We start from the raw sequence: 12,404 nt of genomic DNA on the forward strand, positions 1-12,404 counted from the left end.
GGCCTGAACCGATATTATTAATTAGTCAGCCAAGTTGATCTCCCGTGCAACACTCGCACCAATCGCCGCACCCACAACATCCAGCACACCCTGCGGCAATGCCGAATCAATATTGATAACCGCCAACGCTTCGGCCTTCTTCTCATCGCGCGATACCTGCATACCGGCAATGTTGACGCCCTGCTCCCCCAGCACGTTACCCAACGAGCCGACAACACCCGGACGATCCGCGTACCGGACGACGATCATGTGATCCGAAATAGGGATCTCGATCTCATGGCCATTGATCCCTACCAGCTTCTCAATCTGCTTAGGACCGGTCAAAGTACCCGCCACAGCAAGCTGGGTGCCCTCATTGGTAGAACCCTTGATCGTCAACTGGTTGCGGTACTCAGGCGAATCAGGGGTGGTGATCAGGCGGGTAGCAACACCACGCTGCTCAGCCAAGACCGGTGCGTTCACGTAGGACACCTGATCCGAAACAACATCCATGAAGACGCCCTTGAGCGCCGAAAGCTCCAAGGCCTTGACATCCAGTGCAGCGATCTCGCCGGCAACCTCAACATCAATGCTGGTCAGCGAGCCGGAAGTCAACGCATTGAAGATACGGCCCAGCTTCTCAATCAGCGGGATACCAGGGCGCACGTTCTCATCGATAACGCCGCCAGCAACGTTCACAGCATCTGGAACCAATTCGCCAGCCAGCGCCAGGCGAACCGACTTGGCAACCGAAACGCCAGCCTTTTCCTGCGCTTCATCGGTCGAAGCACCAAGGTGCGGGGTAACGGTGACGTTCTCGAATTCGAAGAATGGAAGATCGGTGCTTGGTTCCTTGACGAACACGTCAATGCCAGCGCCCGCAATCTCCTCATTCTTCAATGCTTCGTAAAGCGCGTCTTCGTCCACCAGGCCACCGCGAGCCACGTTGACCACGTATGCGGACTTCTTCATCTTGGTGAAGGCATCCTTGCCCAGCATGCCCAGGGTCTCCGGGGTCTTCGGCATGTGGATGGTGATGAAGTCGGCTTCAGCCAGCAACTCGTCCAAGGTCAGCAAGGTGACGCCCAGCTGCGCGGCACGGGCAGGGGTGACGTATGGGTCGTAGGCAACGACCTCCATGCCGAAGCCCTGCAGGCGCGCAGCAACAAGTGCGCCGATGCGGCCCAGGCCGATGATGCCGGCCTTCTTCTCGAAGAGTTCAACGCCGGTGAAGGAGCTGCGCTTCCATTCGCCGTTCTTCAGCGATGCGTTGGCTGCGGGAATGCGGCGTGCCAGGGACACGATGTGGCCCACGGTCAATTCAGCCGCGGAAATGATGTTGGAGGTTGGAGCGTTGACTACCATGACGCCAGCTTGGGTGGCTGCCTTGATGTCTACGTTGTCCAGGCCCACGCCGGCACGGGCGATAACCTTCAGGTTCTTTGCTGCGGCAATGGCCTCTGCATCTACCTGGGTTGCAGAGCGAACGAGGATTGCATCTACATCGGCAATGGCTTCGAGCAGCTGGGAGCGGTCGGCTCCGTCGGTCTGACGAATTTCAAAGTCGGGGCCGAGAGCAGCAACGGTTGCTGGGGACAGTTGTTCGGCCAGAAGTACGATTGGCTTGTTGTCAGACACGGGTGTGGCACCTTTGCGATTTCTTGGGCTGATGCTTGCATGAAAGCAGCGGCTAATCGCTGCTTACATTTCCAGAGTAGCGCTATGCATCCCCCGTTTTCCCCTGAATTCATGCATGTTACGCAGGGAAAATCCGACTTTGTGAAAACTTTCACTTATTCGATAGACTGTGACGAGCGCTATCCTGGCATCAACGGATATTCTTGCAAAAATTCCGCATCCAAGCCCAACCTGCCGTCTGCCGCCAGGTTTATTACGGTCCGGGATACGCCACATAAAACCAGTTGATTCCCAGATCCTCTCAATGGCCGCCAGCACTTGCGGTAGCGTTCATCCACCAAATAGCACTCTCGCCCTTGGAGCAGAGTACCGCCTATTCGTGAACGCATTACTTTCCGGCGGGAACACCTGTCCAAGGCACCCTGCAGCATGCAGCGCACCGAGTGTCTGGGGAATCCTGAAACCACATACTGGCATCTTCGGCCGTGTGACCTTGGGGGATGGCTCTGGCGCGCATTGGCGCTTGACGGCCCATACCCCGTCTCCGTCTGGGAGAAGGGACCAGGCTAAACCTGAAGCAGGATAGTTCGCAGCCCGACGACGTGGCCATCACCCGATGGACCCTCCTGCCTGTTCCAGCGTGGTGCGCTTGGTCTTAAGTCGAGGCTTCCATCACCCGTCCAGGACTTGAATCTGCGCAGTCAGCGTCCGTACCGCTTGGTTGGCCTTCACTCCAGAGCCACACCCTAGATACTCTCGTTTTCCGTGTAACCGCTACCTGGCCGAAGCAGGCAGTCCATATTCTGGGATCAGGTGTGGCCTACTTGCTTGCCGCGCTGTTGATTTTCCCGTTGAAAACGGGTTCTCTCCAAGGGGATGGAATGAGCGCGGCGGATCTTCATGTCAAGGAATTACCGCTTTCCAGCGCCCGTCGCATGCTGCTGATATCCATTGTCGGCGCAGCTTTCGCGGGCTTGCTATTTTCCTTGCTGGTTGCCCTGCCAGCCCGGGCCTCAGATCCCTGCCAGCCAGGTGATAATCCCATCGTGTGCGAGAACTCCAAGCCGGGTGCTCCGTGGACCGAATGGGATATCCAGGGGGCAGGAGACAGCTCGATCCAGGGTTTCGCCACCGACATCAGCGTCAATGTCGGCTCTCCGATCGATTTCAAGATCGATACCGATGCGCCTGACTACACCATCGATATCTACCGCACCGGCTGGTACCAGGGATTGGGAGCCCGGAAGATCACCTCGATCTCCCCCAGCGTCCCGTTGCCGCAGAATCAGCCAGAGTGCCTGACCGACTCCTCCACCGAACTCACCGACTGCGGCACCTGGAAGGTCTCGGCGAGCTGGAATGTCCCGGCCGATGCGGTCTCCGGCGTCTACCTTGCCAAGCTCACCCGCAGCGACAACGGGGGCTCAAGCCACATCACCTTCGTAGTCCGCGATGAAGCCAGTACCTCGGACGTGCTCTTCCAGACCTCGGATCCCACCTGGCATGCTTACAACCTCTATGGCGGATCCGACTTCTATTCCGGCGCGGCCAATGGGCGCGCCTTCAAGATCAGCTACAACCGCCCCTTCGCCACCCGCGGCGGCATTGAATCCAGGGACTTCTACTTCGGTGCCGAATACCCGATGGTCCGCTTCCTGGAACGCAACGGCTACGACGTGAGCTACTTCTCCGGAGTGGATACGGACCGGCACGGCGACCTGCTGGCAAACCACAATGTCTTCCTCTCGGTTGGCCATGACGAATACTGGTCCGGCGCCCAGCGCGCCAATGTGGAAGCCGCCCGGGATGCCGGGGTGAACCTGCAGTTCCTCTCCGGCAATGAGGTGTACTGGCGGACCCGATACGAGCCTTCTAACACGGGAGGAAATGACTACCGGACCCTGGTCAGCTACAAGGAGACCTGGTCCAATTCCAAGATTGACCCGTCCACCGAGTGGACCGGCACCTGGCGTGACCCGCGTTTCGCCTCGCCAGGCCAAGGCGGAGGATTGCCCGAGAACGGCTTGACCGGAACGGCCTATGTGGTGAACTCCGGAGATCTTCCGGTCACCGTCAATAGCCAAGAAGGAAAGATGCGCCTGTGGCGTGACACCGAATTGGGCGGTCAGGACCCCGGCAGCACTACCGAGCTGGCTCCGCACACCGTGGGCTACGAGTCCAACGAGGACCTGCCCAACGGCTTCCGCCCGCCCGGGCTCATCCACCTGTCCACCACCACGGGCGAGATCCCCGAGTACCTGCAGGATTTCGGCAACCAGGTGGCGCCGGGAACCACCACGCACCACCTCACGCTCTACAAGGCGGCCAGTGGAGCCAGCGTCTTCTCGGCAGGTTCCGTGCAATGGACCTGGGGCCTGGACCAATGGCATGACGGCAATGGCGCCGAGGAAGACCCCCGGATGCAGCAGGCAGAGGTGAATCTGCTGGCCGATATGGATGCCCTGCCCTCCACGCTGATGGACGAGCTGGCCTACCCGGATGCGCCCAAGGACCTGCAGCCGCCTACCGTCCAGGTCACCGAGGCACCGGCGAGCGCCGTGGGCTTTGGCGACCGGATTTCGGTGAAGGGAACGGCCAGCGACGGCCAAGGGCAAGTCGCGGCCGTCGAATATTCCTTCGACGCCGGGCAAACCTGGAAGCTGGCGCAAGGCACCACGCAATGGTCCATCGACGCGGTGCAGCTGGGCACCGGTGAGCAGGATTTGCTGGTGCGCGCCGTCGACGATTCGGGTAATTACCCGCAGACGGGAACCCCGGTCCCCTACGAGGTCACCGGCCCGTACAGCGCCTACGGCCAGTTCACGCCCCAGACCCCGGATTCCGGCGACGGCTCCTCGGTGGAGCTGGGCCTGCGCTTTACCGCAGCCAATGACGGCTATATCACCGGGGTGAGATTCTACAAGTCCAAGGCCAATACCGGCACGCACACCGGGACGCTGTGGAACCTGAACGGCACCGCCCTGGCCACCGCCACATTCTCCAACGAAAGCGCCGAAGGCTGGCAGACTGCCATGTTCAGCAATCCGGTGGAGGTGCAGGCCGGCCAGGAATTCGTCGCGTCCTACTATGCGCCCCAGGGCCATTACGCCATGCAGCTGCAGGACTTCGCCTACCGCGGCGTGGATGCCTCCCCCGTCAAGGTGGCCGGCGGCTTCGGCACCCCGTCCGCCGGCCTCTACAGCAGCTCTGCCGGGTTCCCCACCACCGCGTGGGACCGCAGCAACTACTACGTGGATGTCCTCTTCGAGACCGGTGCGTCCATCGAGCTCAGCGCGTACGGGCAGACCCCACTGGATACCGCGCGCAGCGTCCCGGTGACCACTGCCATCGGAGCCACCTTGTCGAAGCAAAGCGATCCTGCCACGGTGCACATCACCGTGAAGAATTCTTCCGGGCAGGAAGTCGCCGGGCAGAGCGCCTATGACCAGTCCACCCGCCGAGCCACTTTCACCCCGGATGCATCGCTGGCAGAAGGCGAGGCCTATACCGTGGTGCTGGCGGCCAAGGACCTGACCGGAAACGACGTGTCTCGTGGCCAGGCATGGTCCTTCCGCACCATGCTGCCGGCGCCCGAAGACCCTTCGGCCTGCCCGTGCGGGTTCTACAACGACCAGGTGATCCCGGCGGATCCTGCGGTCAACGACGGAACCCCGGTCACGGTGGGCACCCGCTTCAGTGCCGATACCGACGGGGTGCTCAACGGGTTGAAGTTCTACCGTTCCCCGGGAGAATCCGGCGCGCATACCGGCTGGCTCTACTCGGCTACCGGCAGCGTCATTGCCCAGGTGCAATTCCCCGATGATTCGGCCACGGGCTGGCAGTATGCGCAGTTCGATTCGCCGGTGGACATCAAGGCCGGTACCGAGTATGTCGCCGCCTACCGCAGCAATGGCATCTATCCGGTGACTCCCGGCGGCTTCGGCCAGCCGATCAGTGTCGGGCCGCTGCAGACCACCAGCAACGCCGGTCAGTACAGCTACGCCGAGGAATTCCCCGGAACCCGCGTCTCGGCCAGCTACCTGGTGGATGTCAGCTTCACCCCGCAGGCAGCACCTGTGAGCCTCACCGCGCAAACCCCGTCGCCGGGGAAGAACGACGTCCCGGTCGACACGCAAATTTCGGCGACCTTCAGCGAACCGCTGGAATCCGGGGCAGCACTGGAAGTCAGCACCCCTGGCGGTCCGGTGGCTGGCACCTCGGCCCTGGATGCCAGCGGGAACACGCTGAGCTTCACCCCGGACGGACCGCTGCCCGAAGCCACGGTGATCACCGTGGCACCCACCGGGATCTCCGGCACCCAATCCGGGGAAACCACGATTGACGCCTGGAGCTTCCGCACTGCCGGGCAGGGCGCCGCGCTGAGCACCTTCCTGGGCGAGCAGACCCCGGCCAATACGGATCCTGGCGACAATGCCGCGGTGGAACTGGGGCTGAGATTCACCGCCCAGAAGGACATCAGGGTCCACGCGCTGCGCTACTACCAGGGGCCGCTGGGCGAAGGTGAGCATACCGGCACCATCTGGGATGCCCAAGGAACCAAGCTGGCCTCGGTCGCCTTCGAATCCACTGCCGCCGAAGGCTGGCACACCGCCTACCTTCCAGCGCCGCTGGCCATGGCCGCGGGCAGCGAGTTCACCGTCTCCTACCAGGCACCCAGCGGCGGCTATGTGTACACCTCCGCTGACTTCGCTGACGGCAAGTCGAATGCGGAGCTGTCCCTTTCCGGCTCCAACGGCGTGTTCACCTATGGTTCCGGCAGCGTCCCGGCCAGTTCATGGAATTCGAGCAACTACTTCGTTGACCTCGCCTACACCACCGCAGATGGCGCCAGCACTCCGAGCCCGTCTCCGACACCTACAACTGATCCCAGCCCCACCGCCGCGCCGCTGGAAGTGACCGCCCTGTCCCCTGCCGCCCAGTCCTCCGGCGTTGTTCCAGATGCCAAGATCACGATGAGCTTCAACCAGGAGATCGATGCGGCCGGCACCCTATCGGTTTCCAACGGGCAGAACGCCATTGCCGGGGCCACCACGCTGGAGGAAAACGGCACCATGCTCTCCTTCACCGCAGATGAACCGTTCCCGGCCGATGCCATCATCACCGCCTCGGCCCAGAACATCAAGACTGCCGGAGGCCAAGAGGCCAGCGTGGAGCCGTGGTCCTTCCGCATCCAGCCGGACGCAGCGCAAGACCCTGAGGCCTGCCCCTGCGGATTGTTCAGCCGCCTGGACTTGCCGGCGGTTCCCGCCATCGTTGACGGCGTCCCGGTCACCTTGGGAACACGTTTCTCCACGGATACCGCCGGGCGAATCCTCGGCCTGGAGTTCTACCGCAGCGTCGGGGAAACCGGCGCGCTTGACGGCTGGCTCTATTCCTCCACCGGGGAAGCCATAGCGCAGCTGCAGTTCCCGGACATCCCGGTCTCCGGCTGGCAGTACGCGGCCTTCGACGCGCCGGTAGCAGTAGACCCGGATACCGAATACGTTGCCGCCTACCGCAGCAACGGCGTGTACCCGGCCTCGCCAGGGGCCCTGGGAAGTGCCCTGCAGGTCGGCGCATTGAAAACCACCGGCTCAGCGGGACACTTCGGCTACGGTGAAGGATTCCCGGCCTCCACGGTGTCCACCAGCTACCTGGTGGATGTCAGCTTCCAACCGGAGGCGGAGCCGCTGTCCCTGGCCGGCCGCACCCCGGCGGCCGGTGAGGCCGAGGTAGCCACCGGCAGCACGATTTCCCTGGAATTCAACCAGCCGGTCAGCAGCCAGGCGGAGATCATCGCCAGCGCCAACGGTGCGTCGATTCCCGGATCCACTGCGGCCAGCAATGGCGGCAAGACCTTGACGTTCACCGCCGACACCGGGCTTCCCGAGGCCAGCGTCATCACCGTAGCTGCCCAGAACCTGCTGGGCGATGGCACCACGCAACAAGTCATGGCCCCCTGGACCTTCAGCACCGTCGGCGCCAATGCCCCGACAACATCCTTCCTTGGATTGGATTCCCAGCCCAGCGTGCTGGATCCGGGCGATAATGCGGCGGTGGAACTGGGCCTGCGCATGGTGGCCGAACAGGACCTGCGGATTCATGCCCTGCGCTATTACCAGGGCCCGCTGGGTGCTTCGGCGCGCACCGGCACCATCTGGGATGCCGGCGGCAGCCAGCTGGGCAGCGCCAGCTTCGAGGCCACCAGCGAGCAGGGCTGGCACACCGCCTATCTGGGCACACCGCTGGATATCGCCCAAGGCACCGAATTCACCATTTCCTACCATGCTCCCCGCGGCGGGTACGTCCATTCGCCGGGAGAGTTAGCTCTAGGCAAATCCACGGCCGGGCTGAGGCTGGAAGGCTCCAATGGCGTCTTCCGCTACGGTGCGGGCACCATGCCCGGCAGTTCATGGAACAACACGAACTACTTCGTGGACGTGCTCTACGAGGCACCAGAGGCGGCCGCACCGGCCCCAAACAGCGCGACGGAAGATGCTTCGGCATCCACCGTCCCACCTGCTTCCAGCTCCTCCACCACTGCAGACCCATCTGCCTCGCCCAGCCCGCCAGCGACGCAAGACCCGGCACCGGGCGCAACCAGCACCCCCAGCGAACGGGGCAGCCCAACGGCCGAGCCGTCCACCAGCGCCCCGGCTTCTTCCACAGCACCGGCGCAATCCCCTGGCAGCTCCGCGCCACGAGCGACTACGGCCAGTCCGAGCACGGCGGGCCCGGCTCCCTGAGTGCTGCCTGGCCGCCCTGGCGCCCGGGGTCTAGGCATGGCTACTGGGTGGCGCGAACCACGGAGGGCGACCACGCATGCTCAATGAACAGCTGCGGCGTGGCGTTGGCCTGGGCCTTGATGCTGAAGACATCGCTATCCCCGGGTGCGCCAGCCCGCGGCATGCCGAAGAGCAAGGTCCCTTCATCCAGCCACTCCAACTGGTCATCGAAGCCGTGTTCCAGTCCGATGACGGTCTCCTTGCGGGTTTCTAGGTCCAGGACGGCGATATCCCAGTGCGCGAGCCCCGGCTGGGCGCGGCGCTTCTTGTACGCCACCTTGGATCCCTCCGGCGACACCGAGGGGCACTCGGCGTTGGATGCCACCGATACCAGGCTCCGGCTGTCCAGGTCCCCCTTGGCCAGCCAGGTCTGGTTGCCCGAGGCCACCGTGGCATAGAACTCCTTCTCGGAAATGAAGCTCACGCCCCACACATTGCGGTCAATGGCGGTCAGCGGCTCGCCCTGGATGGCCATGGAAAAGTCCTCGAGGTTCCCATAGTCCGGCCCGCCCACGGACTTGACGGTGGTTTCGGTGGAGAACTGGCCAGCGGCATAGGAATGCCCCGTGACAAAGGCGGTGGTGGCCACCAGCCCGCCATCGGTTATGCGGGTGCGGCTGGGCACGCCGGACAGGGGATGCTGTTCCACCGGTTGCTGCTGGGCATTGAAGACCGTGGCTTGGAAGGTGGTGGGGATGCCGCGCTTGGTGCGCAGGCAGGACAGGTACGTGCTCGTGGCGTCCACCCGGTCGCAGGCCTGCTGCGAGAGCTGGCGTGGCCCCGACGGTTCTGCCAGGGCCACGGAGGCCACCTGCCCGTAGCCTTCGCCCAGGGCGGTATTGCGGAAGATGATCCGGTCAGCGGCCGCCAGTTGGCCGGTGATCACCGCCGCCGAGGCGCCGGTGGTGCGTGCCTGGTATCGGCCGTAGGCCTGGACGGCGTAGATGGCGACGAACCCCAGCACCAGCACCGCGATCACTACCAGGGCCAGCCACCTGCTCTTGGCCGGGAACCGGGAATGCGCAGGTGTCATGGGGCCACCGCATTCCCCGCAGGCTCACCGCGGCCAGCCAGCAGCCGCCAGGCAAGGGGAACCAGCAGCAGCAACAGCGCTGCCGCGATGAGCATGGCGGCGGTGCTGCCCAGCAGGATCCACAACACTCCGAAACCGGAGGACGCCAGCAGCCGGGCCACGGCCACCACCGTCTGCGCGGCCCCGATGGCGCTCGAGGTGGATCCTGCCGGGGCCAGCTGGCCGGCCAAGGCGGCGAGCACCCCGTCGGTAGCCGCATAGAAGGTGCCCAGCAGGGCCAGCGCGCCGAGCAGGAACAGCCAGGAGCCGCCGGCAGCCGCGCACGCGTAGGCCAGGGCCAGCGCCAGATGCCCAAGGACGAAGATCGCCGCGCGCGAGGTCCGGTCCGCCAGCCTGCCCAACGGGAGGGCCAGCGACAAGAAGAAGAGATTCGAGCCGACGAAAAGCAGCGGGAACCACAGGGTATCGAGCTGCCCGTGCTCCATCAATGCCAGGTACACGAAGCCGTCGCCAATGGTCAGCAGCCCCAGGAACCCGGCGGCCAGCAGGACCCTGCCCAGCGGCCCGCGGGCCAGTTCGCGCAGCTTCGGCTTGCCCGCCGCCACGGTGGTATCGGGCTGGTCCCCGCCGGCTGGTCCGGAATGCACGAGCTTGCGGTTGGGCACCAGCAGGGCCAGCACCGCCACCCCGAGCACCGCCGCGGCCAAGGACACCACGAACACCATCCGGTAGTCCCCGGGAACCAGCACCAGCACGAGGAAGGCCAGCAACGGGCCGAAGGTCGCGCCGAGCGTGTCCAGCAACCGGTGGAGCCCGAAAGAGCGGGCCAGGTGCTCGGGCTGCGAAGCGGCCTGGATCATCGCATCGCGCGGTGCGGTCCGGATCCCCTTACCGATCCGGTCAATTCCGATCACCCCCAGGATTCCGCCGAATCCGGTGGCGAAAAGCAGCCCGGCACGGGCGAGCATCGACAGGCCGTAGCCGGCGGCGGCGATCGGCTTGGGCCGGTTGCTGCGATCCGCGGCATAGCCGGCGCCGATGCGCACCACCGAGCTGATGGACTGGTTCATGCCCTCGAAGAAGCCGTAGGCCACCATGGACATCCCCAGGGCCCCGGTGATGTACAGCGGAAGGATGGCAGCTACCGGCTCGGAGGAGATATCGGTCAGCATGCTCACCAGCCCCAGGGCGATGACCGTGGGCGAAGCCTTGAAGGCCACCGTTGCGGCACGCTGCGCCCCGGCGGCTTTTCCGGATTTCCAGTCGGAAAGGCTCAGGTACACCTGCTACTCCTGGACTTCGAAGATGCCCGCGGCAACGATGGATGTGGCCCCGGTGGGCAGCTGGCGCACGGTCACCGTGGCGGATTCGGCCCCGTAGGATCCGGAGAGCTGGGTGGTCCCCTCGGCCGGCGCGCTTTGGGTGGTCAGCCAGTTGAGCTCCTCGAAGTGCTTGGCGTAGAAGGCCAGCACCTCATCCACGCTGTCGCTGCTGCGTCCCTCGACGCCGACAAGCACCTTCTTGGCCTGGTTCTGCACCGAGGACTGCACGATGGAGGTGGACTCGGGCACCGGGACGGCGGCCTTCGGGAATCCCTTGACCAGCTTACCCTCGGCCACCGAGGACTTCGGGGCCTTCTCCAGCACCGGCTCGCGCTTCGGGGTATCGGGCAGGGCGAATTGCGAGGGCTTGGCCGCTTCGGGCACTTCCAGCCGGGATTCCGTGGCGCTGGGCTGCGGGTCCCAGGAGGGTCGTGTTGCCTTAGGCTTCGGCGCGGACTGCTCTGGTGCGGATTCCTTTTTGGCTTCACCGCTGGGCTTGGCGGCTTCGGCAGTTTCCGGACCGGCGGTAGGCTGGCCTGCAGTGCTGGTGGCCACAGGATCTGGCGTGGCTGCGGGTTGCTGGCCCGCGGTGGGTTTCGTCCCGCCCAGATCCATGGCCAAGGCCACCACGAGGAGTATCGCGGCGGCACCCAGAATGATCGTGGCCAGAACCTTGCTTTTCATGCTATCCCCCAGCACCCATCCGGTATCGAAGAAACACGGGATGACCTGCTCACTAGGCTATACCTCGGGCAGCGAAGATATAAGCGCGATACGGAAGCTGCGCTACTCGAGATCTACTTGCTTCGGCGGATTGGCTGCCATGCGAGTACCCCCGATCTGCGCTGATCAATTCCGCGCCAGCCTCCAGGACCTATGCTCAATCCAACAGGGATGCGGCATTGAGGTCCGCTTCCCGCACCGTTCTTCGCGGACCGGATTCTTGGGGGAAATTTCATGACTCGCATCGAGCAGACTGCCGATGTCGCGCCGTCGGCGGACATCGGCCAAGGCAGCAGCATCTGGCATTTGGCCCAGGTCCGCGAAGGGGCAGTTCTCGGGGAGAACTGCAATATCGGCCGGGGCGCCTACATCGGGCCCGGCGCCGTCCTGGGCAGGAACTGCAAAATACAAAATTATGCGCTGGTCTACGAGCCGGCCCGGCTGGGCGATGGGGTGTTTATCGGCCCGGCCGCGGTGCTGACCAATGACCTGTTCCCCCGGGCCATCAATCCCGATGGCAGCCGCAAGGCAAACGCGGATTGGGAGGCCGTGGCAGTGACCATCGGCCAGGGCGCATCCATTGGCGCCCGCGCGGTGTGCATCGCGCCGGTGGACATCGGCCAGTGGGCCATGGTGGCCGCCGGAGCGGTCGTCAACCGCGACGTGCCGGCCCACGCCCTGGTGGCCGGAGTGCCGGCACGGCAAATCGGCTGGGTGGGAACCTCGGGACAGCGCCTTGAATTCAAGGACGGCTGCTGGCGGTGCCCCGCAACCGGCGAGCGCTATGAGCAGCTGGGCACCAGCTTCATGGCCTCGGCCTGAGCCCGGCCACGCGGGCCTTCGGGTACTTCTTTTCTTTTACTTGCCGGTGCGCGCCATGCCACGCCGGGCGCGTGCCGGCTTCCACAAGCAATCCAGGGATGA

General features: G+C 64.3%; 6 protein-coding genes. 2 read left to right on the plus strand and 4 right to left on the minus strand.

Going from position 1 to position 12,404, the window contains the following annotated elements:
• Nucleotides 1-21 precede the first annotated feature (21 nt).
• A complete protein-coding gene (gene serA / locus ACRDT3_RS08070; protein WP_431492479.1) occupies nt 22-1,617 on the minus strand; it encodes a phosphoglycerate dehydrogenase in 1,596 nt (531 codons plus the stop codon).
• Nucleotides 1,618-2,498: 881 nt separating this feature from the next.
• Here serA and ACRDT3_RS08075 point away from each other — a divergent pair.
• A complete protein-coding gene (locus ACRDT3_RS08075; RefSeq protein ID WP_431492480.1) occupies nt 2,499-8,363 on the plus strand; it encodes a DUF4082 domain-containing protein in 5,865 nt (1,954 codons plus the stop codon).
• Between the two features lie 40 nt (nt 8,364-8,403).
• Here ACRDT3_RS08075 and ACRDT3_RS08080 read toward each other — a convergent pair whose 3' ends face one another.
• The 3 genes from ACRDT3_RS08080 to ACRDT3_RS08090 are packed head-to-tail and all read right to left on the minus strand — an operon-like array spanning nt 8,404 to nt 11,441.
• Nucleotides 8,404-9,435 carry a hypothetical protein gene (locus ACRDT3_RS08080; RefSeq protein ID WP_431492481.1) on the minus strand — a complete coding sequence of 344 codons (1,032 nt, stop codon included), beginning with the start codon at nt 9,433-9,435 and terminating at the stop codon, nt 8,404-8,406.
• Nucleotides 9,432-10,718 carry an MFS transporter gene (locus tag ACRDT3_RS08085; protein ID WP_431492482.1) on the minus strand — a complete coding sequence of 429 codons (1,287 nt, stop codon included), beginning with the start codon at nt 10,716-10,718 and terminating at the stop codon, nt 9,432-9,434. The genes ACRDT3_RS08080 and ACRDT3_RS08085 overlap by 4 nt, the downstream gene beginning before the upstream one ends.
• 3 nt (nt 10,719-10,721) lie before the next feature.
• On the minus strand, nt 10,722-11,441 hold the full coding sequence (locus tag ACRDT3_RS08090; protein WP_431492483.1) for a hypothetical protein: 720 nt from the start codon (nt 11,439-11,441) through the stop codon (nt 10,722-10,724).
• Nucleotides 11,442-11,714: 273 nt separating this feature from the next.
• On the opposite strand from ACRDT3_RS08090, the gene ACRDT3_RS08095 reads away from it, so the two are divergent.
• Nucleotides 11,715-12,302, plus strand: coding sequence for an acyltransferase (locus ACRDT3_RS08095; RefSeq protein WP_431492484.1), 588 nt, complete (start codon nt 11,715-11,717; stop codon nt 12,300-12,302).
• The last annotated feature ends 102 nt before the right edge of the window (nt 12,303-12,404 follow it).

Origin of the sequence: Glutamicibacter sp., from assembly GCF_050701915.1 — a bacterium.
Taxonomy (GTDB): Bacteria; Actinomycetota; Actinomycetes; order Actinomycetales; family Micrococcaceae; genus Glutamicibacter.